Raw genomic sequence first — 18882 nt, 5'->3', positions numbered from 1 at the left:
CTTCCTGTATATAATAGTGGCACGACTTTATTACTTTTTTGTTACCGGTATGGAGACTATAAGCCCAGACGTGCTAATGTTTCCTCAGTAGGAAATGCATTTTCCCAACCGCGTACTTTGTAATATTCCGGTAATGTAATATTAATCTGGCTTACCTGTCCTTTGGATGGACCATCCGGAATCGGCTGCTCTGTCAGACGTTTTGGAAGTCTGTCATCTTCCGGCTTCATACCCGCAGCTTTGTTAAACAACCGTTCAATGTTATAGATCCGCTCCCCTACTTCTAAAAGTTCCTCAGCTGTATAGCTGGTTCCTGTTCCTGCATTTAACATGGCAGCATATTCAGGTGCTCCCAAAGCAAACGAGGTGAACAGACAAAGTCCCATAGAATCAATAACTGCAGTCAGGTCCTGGAATATCTTCGTCCACAGTGCCTTTCCTTCGGTTTCGGTACGGTCTAACTGCTGGGGTAACCCAAGAATCTCCGGTGAGATTAAATAACCTCTTACGTGACAGCCACCCCGGTTACTTGTTGCATAGGTGATACCAATTCCCTGGATGGCACGTGCATCGTATGCGGGCATCTCCTGTTTCTTAACACTCATGGAAATTTCAGGATGTCCATAGTATTCACATAAACGGTAAGAACCCTGGGCCATCAGCCTGGCTAACGGAATATCAGACTCACCCATCCGCTTGGTCCACTCTATGATTGCCTCTGCATTGCCCCACTTTAACGGCACGCCTTCACATTCTTCTTCCTTAATCAAACCCTTTTCATACAATTCCATGGCTGCTGCAATGGTACAGGGAGTAGAGATCGCATCTAATCCATATTCATTGCACCAGTAGTTGGCTGTATTAATTGCATTTAAATCATTAATTCCACAGTTTCCGCCAAATGCCCATAATGGTTCATATTCCGGTCCGCCTGCAACCTTACCCTCAACATTGATAACACGGCCGCAGCCAATGGGACATCTGTGGCAGAAGCTCTGTTTTACAAGATACTGGTCTTTTAAACTTTCGCCGGACGTATCGTCCGCTTCCTCATAATAGGACTCCTGCCAGTTTCTGGTAGGAAATGCACCGGTATTATTAATAATGTTAACAAGTACTGCCGTTCCGTATGTAGGTAAACCGCCTCCGGTAACCCCATTCTCTTTTATCGCCTTCAGACATCCTTTTGTCACTTCCTGCAAAGCTTCCGGATCATATGATTCAATGGAGGATTTTGTTGCTGTAGCCGTAATCGCTTTTAAATTCTTTGACCCCATAACTGCGCCGACACCGCTTCTGCCTGCTGCACGGTCTTTATCATTCATAATTGCGGCTAATAAGGATAATTTTTCGCCTGCTGGTCCGATATTTAAAACGGAACACTTCTCATGTACTTTTTTTAACTCTTCATCAATTTCTTCACTCATCATGCCAACATATTCATCTGCCGGCAGAATCTCTATCTTATCATCCACTACATTGATATAAACTGGTGTCTTTGCCTTTCCTTCCACTATAATGGCATCCCACCCTGCATATTTGAGCTTTGCGCCCCATACACCACCGGAATTAGAACTTGCAATCATACCGGTTAACGGTGACTTGGTTACAACCATATAACGGCCGGAAGTCGGTGTCTTGGTTCCGGTCATGGCACCGGTTATATAAATTAACTTGTTGTCTTCCGATAAAGGATCAACGGTTGCAATACCTTCATCATATAACATCTTGGTACCGAGACCGCGGCCTCCGATAAACTTTCTGGCCAGATCCATATTAAGTTCTTCTACTCTGATCTCTCCAGTTGATAAATTAATTCGGGCTATCTTTCCATTGTACGCTGTCTGCATAATAACACCCTTTCCTTTCATTGTTTAAAAGTAAACTGTAACGAAATAGAAAAGGAGTCCTTTCCAAACGCGGGAGGCACTAATTCTTAGGTTAGTACCCATAGGCTTTATCTACTCAAGATAAAACTCGGATCCTTAATTTTATTGTACATTATTCGACAAAAAAATGCAATTAGTTTTTTATTTGTTGCTTTTTTAACAAATTTATCTGTTTATATGTGGTATTTTTTGTAACATATTCCATTTTTCAGGTCTTTGAATCTGTCTGCCTGATTTGATCACCAGTTTGTATTTTTCCTGACTTTTTAACTTTTCCGAAGCATGTACCCGAAGTTAATACGCATGGGCGATCCGTCTGCCTCAGTGTGCATTCAGGAAAGCAGCGTTTGGTATATGTCCCTATTTCTATGGCTGCGTGATCTATAATTAGAATATCACCTTCATTCAGCCGGGTATAATCGATCCCCTGGGTCACAATATTTTCCTGAAATTTCCGGAAACACAAACCTTCTTTTTCCTGTTTTCTGATCCACTGCTTTGATTTTGACGAAATAAGAGCTATCTGTTTCTCTCCTCCTAAAGCGTGGCAATCGCCAACTATCCCTTTACCCGCTTCAAGCTCTACGAATGTTACGCATTCAAATGGCTGACCTTTTTTTCTTTGTATCTGAAGTGATTCTACATATCCTGACTGCAATTTTGTACCCCGTTATTCTTCATCTAGATAGCATATGTTTCCCGCCTCATCATACTGGTAACCTCCGGCATTTGCCAAGCGTGTATGAAGCTCACTACTCTTTAATACTTCGATAAATGCTTTGATTTCAGGAAGATTCAGATATTTTACCGGAACAGCGAAATCATATTCCTCCTGCCCGACTTCTATGAAATCCAGCTGCATAGCCTTTGCTGCCGCGAATATACCCATGGCTGCATCTGCACTGTTCCCGGCAACAAGAGCCGCCACAGCCATATGGGTGGCTGCCTCTCTGTCGTAGCCATTAATCTCAGAAGCGTCCATGCCAGCCTGCTTCAGTTTATAATCAAACAATACTCTTGTTCCTGCACCTCTCTGCCGGTTCACAAACCTGCATCGTTTTAAGTCTGCTATTCCTTTCAAGTTCAATGGATTTCCTTTTTGCACAATGAGTCCCTGAATGCGTTTAACCCCTTTAATCAACGCCATGGGTTCTTCAAACATTCTTTTTATATAAGGTATATTATATTTACCAGAGGCTTCATCCAGAAGATGGACAGGTACGATATGAGCTTCTCCTCTTTTTAGTGCCATTAATCCCCCCATACTTCCAATATGAGTACTGGACAGATATACACCCGGATAATGGAATGCCATCAGATCAGCAGCCAGGTCAAGAAGCAGGTCATGGCTGCCAATGCAGACAACCGTATGTCTTATTTCCTGCAAGCTTCTGTACAATTCAACTCTGACCATTTCTCCGGCTTCAATTCCTTCACAATTCTGTTCAATCACACAGAAACCGTCGGCACGCACAAGGCTCATGGCTGCGCCTGCCCCTCTGGCAAGGGGAGAAGCTACCAGTTTATCACCTACCTGTCCCACTTTTACCCTTACGTATTCTTTATGCTTTAGAGAAGATATCATTCTCTTTGACAGCACTGCCTCTGCCACATTATTATCACAGTAGGTTTCTCCTGTTAACAATGCCAGTACCGGCTTAACAAAATTTTCAAAATCAATATAAGCCGAAACCGGATAACCTGGAAGACCGATCACCGGTTTTCCTTTTACGGCAGCCAGTATCACCGGTTTTCCGGGTTTAATTGCAACCCCATGCACGAACACTTCCCCCAGTTCCCTTAAAATATGCACGGTATAATCTTCTGTCCCCGCACTGGAACCTGCATTGATTATTACCATATCGTAGCTGTCCAGTGCTTCTGAAACCGCCGTTTTTATTTTATTGTAGTCATCCGGGGTAGGCGGAAAACGGTCTGCTAATCCTCCATACGAGGTTACCATTGCCTCAAACATTCTGGAATTTGATTCAATAATTTCTCCTGCTTCCGGCGTTTTGGTTGGTTCTATAATTTCAGTTCCGGTAGGAAAGATTGCTGCTTTTGGCTGCTTCACCACCATGATTTTAATAATTCCGCCGGAAAATAATACGCCTATGTCAATCGGTCGTATTTTGTGCATGCTGGGCAGCAGCATCTCACCGGATACGATATCTTCGCCAATGGGTCTGATATGCTGCCAGGCTGTTGCTGCCTCCAGAATTTTAACAGTTCTTTCATCAATTTCAATTACGTCCTCTGCCATGATTACAGCGTCATAAGGATAATTAACAGGATCTCCGGTATCAACCACAATGAAATCCTTATTCTTTTCTAAAATAAGAGGCGTCCTTTCCGAGGCGCCCTTTGTTTTTTCTGTTATTACCGCTATCCCATCCATGGCTGCAGCATTAAAAAGAGGTGACGAGCACCTTGCATAAACAGCCTCTTTTGTTATCCGGCCCAGACTTTTTTCTACCGGAATTTCCTCATATTGCATTTTTACTATATCTTTCAGCGCTTTTTTATAAATGCCCAGCGCTTCATTTACAGGTGTATTATTTAAATAGAGATTTCTGTTTGCCATAGCTTCTATGCCTTTCTGCTTTATCCCGGAAATCCTGACTATCATGTAATTTTATATATAAAACACTTCAACAATTTCGTCTTTTTTAAGTCCTTCTTTATTCTCCTCAATTAAAATATAGCCATCAGCTCTTGTCATGGTCGTAATAAGGCCCGACTTTCCGAAAACCGGTTCTGCATGTATTTCATTTTCCTGCCTGTTCAGTTTAACAAGCTGGCAGGTCATTTTTCCAGGGGCTCCTGCCAGATTTGACGTAATACGGGCAAATAAAGAGCTGTCTGCAGGTTGATCTGTCAAATGCTTCCAAACCCATATAACCAACAGTTCAAAAACCAGCATGGCTGCTACCGGATGACCAGGAAGTCCTGCCAAAAGTGTACGGCTGATTTCATCATATCCTACAATAGTTGGCTTTCCCGGTTTTAATGCTAATCCATGAATGAATGAACCTTCACTTGCCACTTCGTCAATGATATCATTGGTTGCATCCTTTTTCCCCTGAGAACTGCCACCTGATATGACAACCACATCACTCACCTGCATTGCCTGTATCACGGCTTCTTTTAACTTCTGTTCGTCATCCTTTTGTACCACTGTATTCAGTACTGTAAGGCCGTGTTTTTGTGCCTGGGCACAAAGTGAATAGGAATTAATATCTCTTATTTCCCCCGGAGACGGTGTGTTATGAGGGGGAACCAGTTCATCCCCTGTGGATATAATGGTAATCTCCCATGGTTTAAAAACTATAACCTCTGTAATACCCAGGCTTGCCATAGCTCCAATTTCCTGGGGACGGATCCTGGTTCCTTTCTTTATCACTATTTCTCCCTGCTCTATGTCTTCACCTGCTAAAACTACATTTTTCCCATAGGAAACCGGACTGTAAACGGCAATATGACTGCTGTCAAAGGCTTCACAGTATTCAACCATTACCACTGCATCTGCTCCAGGAGGAATCATTCCGCCGGTTGGCACATAAGCGCATTCTCCGGCATGTATGTCTTTCAGGGCTGGAAAACCCATGTTAATTTCATCCACACATTCCAAAAAAACCGGCAGATTCTCCGATGATCCGGCGGTATCACCGGATATAACAGCATATCCGTCTACTACAGACCTGTGAAAGGCCGGTACCGGTTCCCTGGAAATAATGTCGCTGGCTAATATATATCCCTGGGATTCAAGTAATTTTCTGCATTCTGTCTTAATCAGCTTATTCTGCATGATATTTACTGTCTTATCTCTTGCTGATGCTATGGTATCTACCTTTAATAATTTCATTCTTATTATTGCCTTTCCTGATTCAGTTTCCAATCGTGTATTTTGACAAATATTGTCTGATAACAGGATTATCAGTATTAAGTAAAATATCATCCGGAGTTCCTGATGCGAGAATACTTCCTGCATCCATAAAGTGAATGCATTGACACAGCTTATAAATATGTGTCAGCTGATGGCTTACAATGATCCATGTAACCGGTTTTTTTGACTGAATTTCAAAAATTATCTGCTCAAACAGTACGACACTGTCCGGATCCATATTGGCCATGGTTTCATCAATAAAAATCACTTCTGGCTCAAAGATCAATGCTCTTGCTAATGAAAGCTTCTGGCGTTCTCCGCTTGAGAGGCTTGGCGCATATTGTTTCTCTTTGCCGGAAAGCCCGCACCTGTCTATCCATTCCATGATTATTTCTTTCTTAATAACCTGCTTCCTTATCTTTAATGGATAAGTGAGATTATTATATACCGTATCATGAAGCATATAGGGTCTTGGCGCTGTAATCACAATATCCCGCTTCGTTAATGTACCAAAATCCATAACCCCCATATCGGGCTTTAACAGCCCCGTCATCAGTTTAATCAGTGTAGACTTGCCGCTTCCATTATTTCCTATAATACCATGTATTTTTTTCTCTTCCAGACATAAATCTTTAACACTTAACTGAAAGTCACCTATTTTTTTTTCCAGCTTAATTATTTTCAACATTCTCTTCGTACCTTCTGAGAAAATCTACAAAACATTGGATTGTAAAAGAAATTATAAGCAGAACAAAACCCAAAGTAATTGCTTCCCCAAAATCGCCTTTATTTCTCATTAATGATATTGCAGTAGTCATAGTCCTTGTCTTATACTTTATATTACCGCCTACAATCATCACAGCACCTACTTCGCTGATGGAACGTCCAAAACCGGTTATAAGGATGAAATAAATGTCATTTTTTATTTCCTTTATCACAAGCAGAAATGTCTGCCACCGGTCAGCACCCATGCTTATTGCGAAGTTTCTTATCTGAGGCGCCATATTTTTACAGGACGTGTAAACCATCCCGCTGATTATTGGAGCAATGATTAATGTCTGTACAATGACCATCGCCGGAAAAGTGAATAATAACTCCCATCTGCCCAAGGGCCCTCTTCTCATTAAAAGCAGATAAACTGCTAAACCTGCGACCACGGGCGGAAATCCCATAAAAGTCCGGTTTATTCTGATAATCACCTTTTTACCGAAGAAGTCAACCCGTTCCAAGAACATACCAAACGGGACACCAAGTAAGGCAGAGATAAATGTAGAGACAATCCCCAGTTTCATTGTCAGTAGGATAATATCTATGATTTCCTGATTTATTTCAATGCCCATACTTGTCCAAAACTGCATTCATGCAGACTCCTCTTTATTTATTTGCTGCCGCGTCAGGAGTAAATAAAGATTCTCCATACTCTTTTACACCAAAATCTCCGATGAGCTTCTGGGTATCATCTGAAAGTATCCAGTTAATGAAGTCCTGTGCGCCTTCTGCATTGATTTTTGAACTCTTTTCCGGATTTACCGCTATTACACCGTAATAATTGAGAAGCTGTTTATCCTTTTCACATACAATATCCATAGCTGTCTTTGATTTAGTGGCTAACCAGGTCGCCCTGTCTGAAAGCGTATAGGCATTTTTTTCTTCTGCCATCAGCAGGGTAGCCCCCATTCCCTGACCTGCACTGATATAATTGGGGTTGTCCGCAGGTGTTATATTCAGATTTTTCCAGATAGAGAGTTCCTTTGTATGGGTACCGGATTCATCTCCACGGGATACGAAGGCGTCCTTATTATCAAATATAGTACGAAAGGTCTCTTCTGCATTATTATTCGTTTCTATTTCACCCTTCGGTCCCACAACCACAAAATCATTATACATGACATCAAAACGTTTTAAACCATGTCCAGCCTGTATGAATGCTTCTTCCTTTGCTTTTGCATGCACAAGCAGTACATCCGCTTCTCCGTTCTCTCCCATCTTTAAGGCTTCTCCTGTACCGACGGCTATGGTATCCACTTCCCATCCTGTTTTTTTGGTAAAATCAGGCAGTAATTCATCCAGAAGCCCTGAATCCTGTGTACTGGTAGTTGTTGCCAAAATTATCTTACCCTTTTTGGATGTTACAGAAGCTGTTGTTTCAGCAGAATTGTTTTTTGTTGTACTCTCTGCAACAGTGTTTTCCTGTTTTACAGAATTACTGCATGCTGATAATACAGTGCCTAATAAGATGCAGAAAAAAATTAAAGTAATTTTATTTTTCATCTATTTAATCCCCTTTTTTATTTATATATAGGCCACTGTTCTTATCTTGCACAATTGTTAGCAGTTCCAATCAGGATCTTCAGACCGTGCTCAAGTTCAGTAATCACATAAGTAAGGCATTCTTCCACCGCTTTCGGACTTCCTGGCAGATTGAGTATTAATGTAGATTTTCGGATACCGCAGGCTGCTCTTGATAACATAGACCGCTTTGTCATCTGCAGGCTGTAGGCACGCATAGCCTCCGGTATTCCGGGAACCATACGTTCAACGACTTTTTGAGTTGCCTCCGGCATACAGTCTCTTTGAGAGAAACCGGTTCCACCGGTGGTTAATATAAGATCTGCTGTATGATTGTCACAGATATATTTAATCTCGTCGCATAACATGGTCATATCATCAGGGAGAATGGTCCGGTGAACAACTTCATATCCATATTCTTTCACAATTCTGCAAATAACGGGTCCGCTTATATCCTCTCTTTCTCCTGCAAATCCAGAGTCGCTGGAGGTTATCACCGCCACCCGCAATTTATCAGTTTCCGTTTTCACCACTGCAGATTCCAATACGACCATATCATCCCCTTCCCGAATGATACCACCTGATAATACACGGGCAAATACGCCCTCTCTGGGCATAATGCAATCTCCCATTTTATGAAAGATCTCACAACCGGTATGGCATTCTTTTCCAATCTGGGTAAGCTCTAAAAGAACGTCATTGCATTGAAATCTGGTGCCTACCGGCAGGGAGCGGAAATCAATTCCTTCCACGATAAGATTTTCACCAAATGCGCCTTCTGCCACTTCTGCTCCCCGGTCCTTAAATGCTTCAATCTTATCATTGGACAGAAGACTGACCTGTCTGTGCCATTTTCCAGCATGAGCATCTCCATTTATTCCATATTCCTTAATAAATTCTGCCATATGGACATTTTTCTTTTGTGTTCCTTTTTTTTCACTGATGCAGACTGCGATTATTTTTCCCATAAGTATTCTTTTCTTATCCTCCTATTTTTGACATACCATCAAGTTCTAATGTTCCCTGGGGATTATCCCCTTTAAAGTTGTGGCTGACTGGCTTTTCATAAATCGTCTGCTCAATCATCTGTTCCAGAAAAGAATCCTCTTTATTGCCTCTTAAAACTTCTTTTAAGTCCGTTCCATGTTCATATTGCAGGCAGGTTTTTAAATAACCATCGGAAGTAAGCCTTACCCGGTTGCATTCATTGCAGAATTTATGGGAAATCGCACTGATAAAACCAATATTCCCCTCAAATCCGGATACTGAATAATAATGGGCCGGTCCGTTTCCAAGTACAGAATCAACTGGTTCTAATGGTCCATAGGCTTCTTTCAAGATTGCAATGATGTCTTCTTCACTATAATAAGAGTAGTTTTTTCCAAGCCCAATGGGCATCATTTCTATAAAACGGACACCCAGTCTGGAATTCTTTGCCATACCGGCAATCTTTATAATATCTTTTTCATCTGTATCGAGAACCGGAACACAATTTAATTTTACTTTTAGTTTCGGATAATTAAGCGCATCCTGTATTGATGAAAGCACCTCATTTAAAGCATCTTTTCTTGTGATCTGCTCATATTTTGAAGGATTCAGCGTATCAAGGCTGATATTAACTCCATCTAATCCAGCTGCCGCAAGATCAGGAAGATATTCTCCCAGTAACAGACCGTTGGTTGTTAAGGTAACGTTTTTCATTCCAACCTGTGATTTCATCTGTCCAATGAGAAATGCAACATCTTTTCTTACCAGCGGCTCGCCCCCTGTTATCTTTACTTTATCAATTCCAAGCTTTAAAAAGCATCTGCAAAGCCTGAGAATTTCATCAAAGGTCAGTATTTCTTTATGGGATAAAGATGGAACGCCCTCCTCTGGCATACAATAAATACAGCGAAGATTGCATCTGTCTGTTACTGAAATCCGAATATAATCAATCTTTCTATCCCACTTGTCAATCATCCCATGTCCTTTCCGTTGAAAATATCTCCGCTTTTTCCTCCACTCTTTTTCTCAAGAAAAATATCCGTTATCTCCATATTCTTATCAATTGCTTTGCACATATCATAAACGGTAAGCAAAGTTACTGTAACTCCAGTGAGAGCCTCCATCTCAACTCCAGTTTTTCCTTCCGACTTAACCAGGCAGACCGCTTTAATACTCCCTGTTTCTCTGCATACTTCAAAGTCTATCTGACATTTGTTTATGGCAAGCGGATGACACATAGGGATAAGAGAAGAGGTGTTTTTTACCGCCATGATTCCTGCTACCCTGGCTACCCCAAGAACATCTCCCTTTTTCACAGTATGACTTAAAACGGCCTCCATAACCTCTGAATTAACAATGATCTTACCTTTTGCAACTGCTGTACGCACAGTGATATCCTTCTTTGATACATCAACCATAATTGCATTGCCATGGTCATCAAAGTGTGTCAATTCTCCCATAATATTACCACCTCATCTTCCGGACTCTTAAAATAGTCGTAAATTAGTAAAGTTTCAAACGATGTACCGCCTGTTAGTATCAAGAAAAGTGCATCATTTTATTTTTAAAAGCAATAGGCAATTTATGAAATAAATATATAATATAAAGATAATTTTGTCAATATTAATTATTTTACGTGTCGCTTATTCGATTTTTTTGTCATATATTGCTAATTTTATAACTTTATTTAAATCCGCACGGTATAATTCTCCTCCGAAAATCATATGCGGAAATATATTTCTAACCGTAACAGTTTGTATTTTCCCCATTACTATCACCTCACTTTTTCGGAGAACTCCAAAAATACTTTCTTATCAAATCCGCCGCGATGTATCAACTTTTCCACCCTCTTTCCTTCCAGCTCCTCTATGCTGTATCCCCGTGCTTTGCAAATTGCATACAAAACTTCCAGAACATCAGCCATTTCCTCCAGGCTTTTGTCTGCCTGATACTCATGTACTTCTTCAAAAAGTTTTTCATCCAGAGCAGCAAGATATTCCTCCTCTGACAATATATGATATTTTGCCTTGCGTCCACTATTTTCAATCATATCCGGAATCTTATCTCTTACCAGTTTATTGTGATCAACCATATGTTTGTACCTTCCTTTATTATTTCGCCTCTTAAGCATATTCTTATTATACTATCAAAACTTTTTCAATAAAAGGAAAAGAAAAAACCGCTGCCATTTAAGCGGTCTGTGACATGACACTAATATGGCAGTGGTTTATATTTAACTGTTATACTGTTTTAAACTGTTTGCTCTGTTTTAACTGTTATACTTACACTTTTACTTCATACATTTTTCTATATGCTCTGCCGCACCTGACAGATAATCGCAGGAAAATCGTTCAAACTCTCCCTTATCTACCAGGCTTGCAAGTACTGGATCAATGGGAATTCTTCCTAAAATATCAACACCCGTTTCATCAGCTATTTCTCCCAGTTTGCTCTCTCCAAATATAGGAATTTCTTTTCCGCAATCCGGACATTTCACATAACTCATGTTTTCCACATAGCCAAGAATGGGAATATTCATTAATTTAGCCATGTTATAGGCTTTCTTCACAATCATGGAGACCAGATCCTGAGGTGAGGAAACAATGACAATTCCGTCCAGGGGAATTGACTGAAATACTGTCAGGGGGACGTCACCCGTTCCCGGTGGCATATCAATAAAAAGATAGTCTAATTCCTCCCATACCACATCTGTCCAGAACTGTTTCACCGTGCCAGCCAGGATAGGACCTCTCCATACAACGGGAGCATCTTCTTTATCCAGCAGCAGATTTACGGACATTATTTTTATGTTATTTACTGTTAGTTCCGGAAGTAACCCTAGTTCATTTGCAGAAGCTTTTCCGTTTATCCCAAACATTCTTGGAATGGAGGGGCCTGTAATATCTGCATCTAAGATTCCTACACGGTATCCTTTTCTATTTAACAAAACCGCCAGCATTGCCGTTACAAATGATTTTCCTACTCCGCCTTTACCGCTGACAATACCAATTACATTTTTTATGGAACTGTACTGGTTTAACTGCTCCAGCATACTTTCTTTACTATGCTCGCAACCTGCACAGGAATCCTTAGTACAGCTGCTATTTGAACAACCCCTTGCATTCTCACTCATATTCTCTTCTCCTGTCTTTTCCTTTGCTAAATATATTAATACTATTTTTGACATATGTCAATATTTAGCAACTTCATAATGAAAAATATAATCATTAATTTTCACCTGAAACTTTTCTGCAATCGCCGGGCACTTTGCTTTCAGCAGAAAAAACAAATTGCCTTTTTCTCCTGAAAGAGCTTCAAAGTTCCCCTGTCCTTTGCTGATAATAACGTCGGATCTTTCATAAATATCCATAAACTCAGGGCTGCAGTCAGCTAAAATTGTCCCTGGAGATGCACAGCCGGTGGAAATGACCCGTGCAACCGTATTAAGTCCCGAATCCATTGCCTCTTTTTCTGTCACATCGTTAATAATAGGTTTCTCCCGTACTCCATAGGTGATTGCTGCGTCAGGAAAACTCTCTAACATGACTCTGTCAAATACTGTTTCACCTGTATTATCTCCAATAATAAGTATATTCTTCGCCTGTTGTAATTTTTCGGTAAAGAGCTCCAGATCACAAATGGTAAATTCCTTTTCCAACTCCCTGCTAATGCTTTTTTCCAATTCTGGATTACAATAGACTGCCGCGTCCAGATTATTTCCTACAGCCGCTACTTTTAGAGCCCAGTATATGCTGTTATCTTTTTTTTGCAGAAAGTCTTTTAAAAACGGATATAAAACCTTTGCTGCCTGCAAATCTCTATTTTTTATCTGCTGGTATGGATCAGGATTGCCAGTCTCGTTCTTAACCAGATTATGGATTTCCTTTGCCAGCTGCGGGGAATTTTTGTATTTATCATATTCTGTCAGCAATTTTATTGTATCTTTCATAATTTTATTATGGATTTCTTTCTGATCTGTGGCTATTCTGGCTGCCTCCAGAGACTGACGCAGTAAACACGGGATGCAATCGATTAATAATTCCATTTTATTTCCCCCTGAATTCATTTTCTTTCATTATAACAGATATTCAGCCAGCTTGAGCTGACAAAAGAAAAGATTGAGGCAACAAATGTGTCTCAATCTTTTCTTTATCTATTTTTTCTTTGCATCTGCAATGTAAAAATAATCGTTAAAATCTGTGATCTTTATATCTTTAAATCCCGCCCTTTGAAGATTTCTTTTTAAAGTATTCTTATCCAGCCGGTGATCCGCTGGCGGTCCATAGTCACTTTCTTTCCTGATCCATTCAATAATAATGATTCGCCCGTCAGGGAGCAGAATCCGATTTGCTTCCTTTAAAAATTTCTCACGCATCTTGACTTCATGCATTACGGTACATAAAAAAGCAACGTCAACGGATTTATCCTCTAAAATCAAACGGTACTCCTGTGTCACAACCGGGCGCACATTTTTTATATTTCGTTCCAGCATTCCCGCTTCCACATCATCAAGCATCTCTTTTTCTATATCCAAAGCATATACAATTCCCTCTTTGCCTACCGCATCGGATAATGGGAAAGTGAAAAAACCAATTCCACAGCCTATATCTGCAACAACATCCGATTCTTTGATCCCGACTGTTTTCAGGATCTCTTTTGCAGGCAATACTTCTCTGCGTTTTGGACTGTCCAACTTGCTCTTATTTATTACTTTAAACTTGTGTGCCATATTTTGCTCCAATCGTAATATTTTTTACTGGAGCATTGATAAAAGCGTCTGCTTGGACTGGACACCAACTGTGCTTTTTACCACTTTTCCCTCTTTCATAACCACTAAAGTAGGAATGCTCATCACCTTAAATGCCTGGGCAAGTTCCTGCTCCTCATCTACATTAATTTTGCCGACTCTGGCCACTTCTGCCGTTTCGACTGCCACCTGCTCAACAACAGGCCCCACCATCTTACACGGGCCGCACCAGGATGCCCAGAAGTCCAGTAAAATGGGTTTATCTGACTGCATTACCTCCTTCTCAAAATTTTCCTTCGTTATTTTCAATACGCTCATCGTATATGCTCCTTTCCGTTTATAACAACTATGTTTTTGATGATGTTATTTTACCTCAAAAAAATATTTATATCTGTGATGATGTCACGGAGCGTTTACAAGGCTATTCTCTCTATAAGATACCTAAGAGGAACAATGGAATAAAGGTTGTCAATGGAGGAGTACTGTTTTTGGATAGCATAATCTGTAGAGTAATAACTGCCAGTATGTAGAGTTAATGATTTGTGTTATACTATCATCAAATCTAACAGAGTAAGACGACTGATATGCAATGGCTGGTCAGAAAGGTGATTTCTATGAAAAACAAAACAATTATAATGATTATCTGTATTTTTTCACTGTATGGCTGCTCTAAAACCAATACCAGCTATTCAGAGAACATAAAAACAGTTCAGACGAATGAATCAGCTACAGACACAAAATCAGAAACTATAGTTCAAGCCAGCACATTACAGAATAAAGGGGAAGATGGAGATAAAAGCAGTGAAACTACAGCCAGCAAGACAACAGAACCAGATTTGTTTCATGTGATATATGAAAAATATTACGCCCCCTGGACGGAAAGCGAAATGCAAAGTGAAATTGCAAAACGGAAACAATACCGTGATCTATGTTCTTTTTATCCGGAAGTATCCAATTATTTAGAAAATGTTCGGGAGGTAAGGGATATTTCTTCTGTTGTGGAACCTCTATATTTTACAGATTTAAAAATTTATCAAAATCAGGATTTTGATCAGGTTCCTCCATTAATCATACATCTGGCCAAAAATGAGATTTATGCCAGGCATGGATATATTTTTAAGAATCAAGATTTAAATAACTACTTTAAAGGACAGATTTGGTACGAACCGTCAATCACACCTGAAAATTTTAAAGACAGTGTGTTCAACAAAAATGAACAGGTGAATTTAAAGCTGCTATCAGCTCTGGATACTTACAAATAAATGAGCATAAAGAAGGGAAGTGTGAGGTGCCAAATCCAATCTCATTCTTCCCTTTCCTTATGGAAAATTAATTCTAAAATCAGTTAAGACGGAAGTGGTAAAATTAACGAACCTTTATTTTATTACCCCTTCTGATGGTGCCATCACTATTCCATTCTGTATACACGTAAGGAGCACCGCCTGTTGTTCCGTTTTCGGTAAAATTATAGGTGGTTTCATTATAGGTATAAGGTCCGGTTACCATTTTCAGTGAATTGGTGTTAAAGTAGTATACATTACCATTTATTTTCATAATTCCACCCTGAAGCTCACCAGTATCAGTTGTGAAATACCAGGAATCATCCCTTTGAATCCATCCAGTACGCATAAGCTCATCATTGCCAAAAAAGTACCAATGACCTTTAAAATTGACCCAGTTATTTATACAATAATCGCCAGACCCCCATCTATATTTTACCCCCTGTGGAGTGCTTTCGAAACCAGCCGCAAATGATGACATCGCACTTCCTATAGTTATAGCCATAGATATGGCTGTAACCATTAAAAACCTTTTTTTCAAAGCTTCTGACCTCCTTATATATGTTTATTCTGATCCGGATCTGCCTAGAGTATATATTCAATTGTAGTTATAAGTCAATGAAATTTATTTTTTTGTAAAAATATGTAATTTAATTGTAAGTAATTTACAGTATTTTGTACTACATTTTATTTTATTCCCAGACTAATTCTATATTATCTTTTCAGTTTATCATTTCTTTTTCTTGTAAAATTAATTATTATTTTATAAAACATTCTTCTTGGAAGGAAAACAGCTATAAATCGAATTATTTTTGCATCCAAACCTGGCACACTTACTACCCGTTCCTTCTTTAAATCTCTCATAGCCAGATTAACAATCTCCTCCGGATCCATAAATTTCATAAATCCTTTTTTCTTCTTAACTACATTCATTCCAGCACTTTCATGAAAATCTGAATCAATAAAGCCAGGGCATACCACCTGCACAAGAATAGCGGTATCGATCAATTCCATATAAAGCCCTTCCGTAAAATTAAGAATAAATAATTTAGTTGAAGAATATAGAATGTTTCTTGGCATTACTGCAAAGGCTCCATCGGAAGAAACATTAATAATAGTTCCCCTGTTTCTGACCATCATTTGTTTTAATATATGCTGGGTTAGAATAACGACCGTATTCATTTGTAAAAACATAATACCATCTCTGTCTTCTTTTGGCACTTCTGTAAATACAGGCTTCAATCCAAATCCTGCATTGTTAATTAATACTTCAATCTCATCATCCCGGATCTCATTAAGAAGAATATTTATTCCTTCTTCATATGCCAGATCTACAATAACTGTTTTGACTTTTACGTGATAAGTATTCTCTATATATACTGCATTTGTCCTAATCTTATCTTCCCTTCTGCCCGTAATAATAAGATTGTATCCTTTTTTCCCATACTCGTTTGCATACGCCAAACCAAGTCCGCTGGTTGCACCTGTTATTAAAGCCGCATTTTTCATTGATTCCTCCTGGATTCATTTATTAGATTTTATATAAACCGCACTATATGTACCTTTAGACACGTTACAACTTTCTCTGTAAAATCCATTACTTACCATTAATTCTTGTATTTCATTTATAGGCATTCCATCATTTTCTCTTTGCGGTTCTTTAATAAATAATTTTCCATTATTTTTCAGAATCCTAAAAAATTCAATTACGATTCCGTTTCTTAAATTCTTGGGAACTTCGTGTAATGCGTAAAAAATATATATGATATCATAAGATTCTACATTTAATTGAAGTTCTGGGAGTTGACCAGTTAAAAAATCAACATTATCATAATGTCTCATCCGCATTTTTGCTTTTTTCATCCAAAATTCTGATATATCTACACAAGTTAAATGACCATTTAAACTATAAAGTTTTTTTGCCAAATGTCTGGATCCTGCTCCTGAACCACTCCCAAAATCCAAAATAGTTTCATTTCCTTCAATACCTAACTGATTAATATGCCTTTTATAAATAAAACTAAATAATCTGTTATTACCCAGATCATCTATGAGTCTGTACAATAATGACGCCCTTTCATAACCTAAATCCATTTTATTTTTCCTCCCTGATTTTATTGATTATTATTCATTGACTTTTATTCATTCAACTGGAATTTTTTACCCCGGATTTTCACCGGGGTATCTTTTATTTCAATAATAATTTGATAATTTTCATTACTTTATCTGCTTTTTCTTCTGGTGACAGAGAATCATCATTTACGATGGGGGATTGCCCATATATAATAAATCTTGATACACTTTTGGGATCTTCAACCATTAACTGTCCCTTATTGTTAAGGCGGGCAATAAAATTTTCTAAATATGGTTGAAGCTTATCATTCATTATAATTTCTAACTGCTTGTGAAATAATTGATTCCCCTCTTTATGAAAAAAATCGTGATACTTTTCTTTGCCTTCATTTCGGATGAAAACATTCACTATTTTTTCATAATAAATGTCCAGTGAAACTTCCTCTGTCTGAAGAATCTCAATTAAAGGGGTAAGGCACTCATCTGCATACAAAGAAACGGCATACTCATATAATTCGTACTTTGATTTAAAATAGTTATAGCAAAGACCTGGAACAACATTGACTGCTCTTGCAATATCTTTCATGGAAGTTGCTTCATAACCTTTTTCACAAAATAATCTCATGGCGTTATCTGCAATTTCACGCTTACGGACTTCTGGTTCTTTTGATATTCTCATTTGACGCCTCCTATAAACGCATTATAGCACCCGAATGAATAACGGTCAATGAATATAATACAATAAATTTACAGACTTCCAGAAAAAAGATACCGATAAGAAATATAACTGCATTTTCCGACCAGCGATCCACAGGCAAAGCTCATAAGTCCTGCTGCAATAACACCGCTGCCTGCAATTCGTATAAATTTCAATCCCCATTTCAAGATGATAACTAAAATATAGATAAGAAGGCTCAAATAGGATTCTTTATAATACATTTTATCGTCTGAATCTTTTTCGTACTTCAATGATCCCCCTCTAAGCAAGCCCACACACAAACCGGCAACGCCAAAGACAATCAGTGCCATCATCATTTGAAACGAGTAGATAAGATTCTGATTTCCATAATCTTCCAGCATCATGCTAATAAATAAAACAGGCATAATCCATAGATTTGGAAATTTAATTAATTTTGTTTTACCTTTTGAAATATTGGATATTTTTAAGAGCAACAAAATAACAATCCCATATGACATTGTCATGATACAAATTCCCCCCTCGTAAATCCCGCATTTTTTCTAAGAATCAGCGTGATGGCTTTTCCCAGGAAAAACCCAGTAAATATAAAAAGAGCTGTAAGACCGATATATTGGGTACTATTTAAGTTGATTCCTCCATGAGCAATTGTTTCAAACCATGGTAACACCAGAATTCTCACTGGAATAAAAATAAGCCAGAACGCCATCCCCAGCAAGGTTCCTTCTGTGAAAGCTTTATGATCCACAATTGTGATTTTGGCAAGCAGACCTTGTAGAATGCCTATGGCGAAACCAACAAGTATCCTTAAAAAAAGTCCGGTTACCACTGAGTGCAGGAATTGACAATGAATATACCGCTCAAAAGAAACCAGCATGAAAATCATAAATGGGATTAAAGCCTTCCCGTTGATTTCCTGTTTTTTAAAATGATTTGTAACAAAAAAAGCAAATACTGCGATTGATATAATAACAGTGATTATCTGCTGCATATATTATCTCCTTTTCCTGATTTGTTTGATTTTTATATTATCA

Annotated in this window: 22 protein-coding genes and 1 riboswitch; of the genes, 1 reads left to right on the top strand and 21 read right to left on the bottom strand. The window is 38.9% G+C overall.

Translation table 11 applies throughout. The features are described from left to right. Positions 1-56: 56 nt before the first annotated feature. The 15 genes from ACOAOT_RS01295 to trxA form a co-directional block, all read right to left on the bottom strand. The gene (locus ACOAOT_RS01295) at positions 57-1850 is read right to left on the bottom strand and encodes an aldehyde ferredoxin oxidoreductase family protein (protein ID WP_420215287.1); all 1794 of its coding nucleotides are present in this window, start codon (positions 1848-1850) and stop codon (positions 57-59) included. Between the two features lie 40 nt (positions 1851-1890). After that, positions 1891-1995, bottom strand: a riboswitch (molybdenum cofactor riboswitch). A 102-nt stretch (positions 1996-2097) separates the two neighbouring features. Further along, complete coding sequence (locus tag ACOAOT_RS01290) at positions 2098-2547, bottom strand: MOSC domain-containing protein (protein ID WP_420215286.1); 450 nt, start codon at positions 2545-2547, stop codon at positions 2098-2100. A gap of 12 nt (positions 2548-2559) precedes the next feature. Then, positions 2560-4473 (bottom strand): molybdopterin biosynthesis protein, encoded by a 1914-nt coding sequence (locus ACOAOT_RS01285; RefSeq protein WP_420215285.1) that lies wholly within the window; start codon positions 4471-4473, stop codon positions 2560-2562. 51 nt (positions 4474-4524) lie between these two features. Next, entirely contained in the window at positions 4525-5754 is a 1230-nt protein-coding gene (locus ACOAOT_RS01280) for a molybdopterin molybdotransferase MoeA (RefSeq protein ID WP_420215284.1), read from the bottom strand. A 22-nt stretch (positions 5755-5776) separates the two neighbouring features. Then, entirely contained in the window at positions 5777-6463 is a 687-nt protein-coding gene (locus ACOAOT_RS01275) for an ATP-binding cassette domain-containing protein (RefSeq protein WP_420215283.1), read from the bottom strand. Continuing rightward, entirely contained in the window at positions 6447-7115 is a 669-nt protein-coding gene (locus ACOAOT_RS01270; protein WP_420215282.1) for an ABC transporter permease, read from the bottom strand. Before ACOAOT_RS01270 ends, ACOAOT_RS01275 begins: the two co-directional genes overlap by 17 nt. A 34-nt stretch (positions 7116-7149) precedes the next feature. Continuing rightward, positions 7150-8046, bottom strand: a complete 897-nt coding sequence (locus tag ACOAOT_RS01265) for an ABC transporter substrate-binding protein (RefSeq protein ID WP_420215281.1) — start codon at positions 8044-8046, stop codon at positions 7150-7152. A 41-nt stretch (positions 8047-8087) separates the two neighbouring features. Beyond that, entirely contained in the window at positions 8088-9032 is a 945-nt protein-coding gene (locus ACOAOT_RS01260) for a molybdenum cofactor synthesis domain-containing protein (RefSeq protein WP_420215280.1), read from the bottom strand. A gap of 13 nt (positions 9033-9045) precedes the next feature. Beyond that, positions 9046-10026 carry a GTP 3',8-cyclase MoaA gene (gene moaA / locus ACOAOT_RS01255; RefSeq protein ID WP_420215279.1) on the bottom strand — a complete coding sequence of 327 codons (981 nt, stop codon included), beginning with the start codon at positions 10024-10026 and terminating at the stop codon, positions 9046-9048. Further along, positions 10023-10511, bottom strand: coding sequence for a cyclic pyranopterin monophosphate synthase MoaC (moaC, locus tag ACOAOT_RS01250; RefSeq protein WP_420215278.1), 489 nt, complete (start codon positions 10509-10511; stop codon positions 10023-10025). Before moaC ends, moaA begins: the two co-directional genes overlap by 4 nt. Positions 10512-10825: 314 nt before the next feature. Then, positions 10826-11143 (bottom strand): phosphoribosyl-ATP pyrophosphohydrolase, encoded by a 318-nt coding sequence (locus tag ACOAOT_RS01245; RefSeq protein ID WP_420215277.1) that lies wholly within the window; start codon positions 11141-11143, stop codon positions 10826-10828. A gap of 198 nt (positions 11144-11341) precedes the next feature. Continuing rightward, entirely contained in the window at positions 11342-12184 is an 843-nt protein-coding gene (locus tag ACOAOT_RS01240; RefSeq protein WP_420215276.1) for a P-loop NTPase, read from the bottom strand. Between the two features lie 57 nt (positions 12185-12241). Further along, entirely contained in the window at positions 12242-13096 is an 855-nt protein-coding gene (locus tag ACOAOT_RS01235; RefSeq protein WP_420215275.1) for a damage-control phosphatase ARMT1 family protein, read from the bottom strand. A 108-nt stretch (positions 13097-13204) separates the two neighbouring features. Beyond that, positions 13205-13780 carry a class I SAM-dependent methyltransferase gene (locus ACOAOT_RS01230; protein WP_420215274.1) on the bottom strand — a complete coding sequence of 192 codons (576 nt, stop codon included), beginning with the start codon at positions 13778-13780 and terminating at the stop codon, positions 13205-13207. A gap of 24 nt (positions 13781-13804) precedes the next feature. Beyond that, positions 13805-14116: a thioredoxin gene (gene trxA / locus ACOAOT_RS01225; protein WP_170822639.1), complete on the bottom strand. Its 312-nt coding sequence runs from the start codon at positions 14114-14116 to the stop codon at positions 13805-13807. Between the two features lie 296 nt (positions 14117-14412). Between trxA and ACOAOT_RS01220 the strand changes: the two genes are divergently transcribed. Further along, complete coding sequence (locus tag ACOAOT_RS01220) at positions 14413-15060, top strand: YARHG domain-containing protein (protein ID WP_420215273.1); 648 nt, start codon at positions 14413-14415, stop codon at positions 15058-15060. Between the two features lie 103 nt (positions 15061-15163). Here the strand turns inward: ACOAOT_RS01220 and ACOAOT_RS01215 are convergent, their stop codons facing one another. From ACOAOT_RS01215 to ACOAOT_RS01190, 6 genes are all read right to left on the bottom strand, one after another. Next, the gene (locus ACOAOT_RS01215; protein WP_420215272.1) at positions 15164-15619 is read right to left on the bottom strand and encodes a hypothetical protein; all 456 of its coding nucleotides are present in this window, start codon (positions 15617-15619) and stop codon (positions 15164-15166) included. A 173-nt stretch (positions 15620-15792) separates the two neighbouring features. Further along, complete coding sequence (locus tag ACOAOT_RS01210) at positions 15793-16587, bottom strand: SDR family NAD(P)-dependent oxidoreductase (protein WP_420215271.1); 795 nt, start codon at positions 16585-16587, stop codon at positions 15793-15795. A gap of 15 nt (positions 16588-16602) precedes the next feature. Continuing rightward, positions 16603-17172, bottom strand: coding sequence for a class I SAM-dependent methyltransferase (locus ACOAOT_RS01205; RefSeq protein WP_420215270.1), 570 nt, complete (start codon positions 17170-17172; stop codon positions 16603-16605). Positions 17173-17266: 94 nt separating this feature from the next. After that, positions 17267-17830: a TetR/AcrR family transcriptional regulator gene (locus tag ACOAOT_RS01200; RefSeq protein ID WP_420215269.1), complete on the bottom strand. Its 564-nt coding sequence runs from the start codon at positions 17828-17830 to the stop codon at positions 17267-17269. A gap of 68 nt (positions 17831-17898) precedes the next feature. After that, positions 17899-18354 carry a hypothetical protein gene (locus ACOAOT_RS01195; protein ID WP_420215268.1) on the bottom strand — a complete coding sequence of 152 codons (456 nt, stop codon included), beginning with the start codon at positions 18352-18354 and terminating at the stop codon, positions 17899-17901. Beyond that, the gene (locus ACOAOT_RS01190) at positions 18351-18839 is read right to left on the bottom strand and encodes a hypothetical protein (RefSeq protein ID WP_420215267.1); all 489 of its coding nucleotides are present in this window, start codon (positions 18837-18839) and stop codon (positions 18351-18353) included. The genes ACOAOT_RS01195 and ACOAOT_RS01190 overlap by 4 nt, the downstream gene beginning before the upstream one ends. Positions 18840-18882: the final 43 nt, after the last annotated feature.

Source organism: Lacrimispora struthionigena (assembly GCF_048627165.1).
Classification (GTDB): domain Bacteria; phylum Bacillota; class Clostridia; order Lachnospirales; family Lachnospiraceae; genus Lacrimispora.
The sequence above is the reverse complement of the archived record's forward strand: the minus strand, read 5'-3'. Positions and strand labels throughout refer to the sequence as shown.

What these genes read in the sequence shown, in the direction of transcription:
- ACOAOT_RS01270 (WP_420215282.1), bottom strand. Translation starts at nt 7,115, where the DNA reads ATGGGCATTGAAATAAATCAGGAAATCATAGATATTATCCTACTGACA.
- ACOAOT_RS01260 (WP_420215280.1), bottom strand. Translation starts at nt 9,032, where the DNA reads ATGGGAAAAATAATCGCAGTCTGCATCAGTGAAAAAAAAGGAACACAA.
- ACOAOT_RS01235 (WP_420215275.1), bottom strand. Translation starts at nt 13,096, where the DNA reads ATGGAATTATTAATCGATTGCATCCCGTGTTTACTGCGTCAGTCTCTG.
- ACOAOT_RS01230 (WP_420215274.1), bottom strand. Translation starts at nt 13,780, where the DNA reads ATGGCACACAAGTTTAAAGTAATAAATAAGAGCAAGTTGGACAGTCCA.
- ACOAOT_RS01220 (WP_420215273.1), top strand. Translation starts at nt 14,413, where the DNA reads ATGAAAAACAAAACAATTATAATGATTATCTGTATTTTTTCACTGTAT.
- ACOAOT_RS01280 (WP_420215284.1), bottom strand. Translation starts at nt 5,754, where the DNA reads ATGAAATTATTAAAGGTAGATACCATAGCATCAGCAAGAGATAAGACA.
- ACOAOT_RS01190 (WP_420215267.1), bottom strand. Translation starts at nt 18,839, where the DNA reads ATGCAGCAGATAATCACTGTTATTATATCAATCGCAGTATTTGCTTTT.
- ACOAOT_RS01275 (WP_420215283.1), bottom strand. Translation starts at nt 6,463, where the DNA reads ATGTTGAAAATAATTAAGCTGGAAAAAAAAATAGGTGACTTTCAGTTA.
- ACOAOT_RS01265 (WP_420215281.1), bottom strand. Translation starts at nt 8,046, where the DNA reads ATGAAAAATAAAATTACTTTAATTTTTTTCTGCATCTTATTAGGCACT.
- ACOAOT_RS01295 (WP_420215287.1), bottom strand. Translation starts at nt 1,850, where the DNA reads ATGCAGACAGCGTACAATGGAAAGATAGCCCGAATTAATTTATCAACT.
- moaC (WP_420215278.1), bottom strand. Translation starts at nt 10,511, where the DNA reads ATGGGAGAATTGACACACTTTGATGACCATGGCAATGCAATTATGGTT.
- trxA (WP_170822639.1), bottom strand. Translation starts at nt 14,116, where the DNA reads ATGAGCGTATTGAAAATAACGAAGGAAAATTTTGAGAAGGAGGTAATG.
- ACOAOT_RS01240 (WP_420215276.1), bottom strand. Translation starts at nt 12,184, where the DNA reads ATGAGTGAGAATGCAAGGGGTTGTTCAAATAGCAGCTGTACTAAGGAT.
- ACOAOT_RS01285 (WP_420215285.1), bottom strand. Translation starts at nt 4,473, where the DNA reads ATGGCAAACAGAAATCTCTATTTAAATAATACACCTGTAAATGAAGCG.
- ACOAOT_RS01195 (WP_420215268.1), bottom strand. Translation starts at nt 18,354, where the DNA reads ATGACAATGTCATATGGGATTGTTATTTTGTTGCTCTTAAAAATATCC.
- ACOAOT_RS01245 (WP_420215277.1), bottom strand. Translation starts at nt 11,143, where the DNA reads ATGGTTGATCACAATAAACTGGTAAGAGATAAGATTCCGGATATGATT.
- moaA (WP_420215279.1), bottom strand. Translation starts at nt 10,026, where the DNA reads ATGATTGACAAGTGGGATAGAAAGATTGATTATATTCGGATTTCAGTA.
- ACOAOT_RS01200 (WP_420215269.1), bottom strand. Translation starts at nt 17,830, where the DNA reads ATGAGAATATCAAAAGAACCAGAAGTCCGTAAGCGTGAAATTGCAGAT.
- ACOAOT_RS01210 (WP_420215271.1), bottom strand. Translation starts at nt 16,587, where the DNA reads ATGAAAAATGCGGCTTTAATAACAGGTGCAACCAGCGGACTTGGTTTG.
- ACOAOT_RS01205 (WP_420215270.1), bottom strand. Translation starts at nt 17,172, where the DNA reads ATGGATTTAGGTTATGAAAGGGCGTCATTATTGTACAGACTCATAGAT.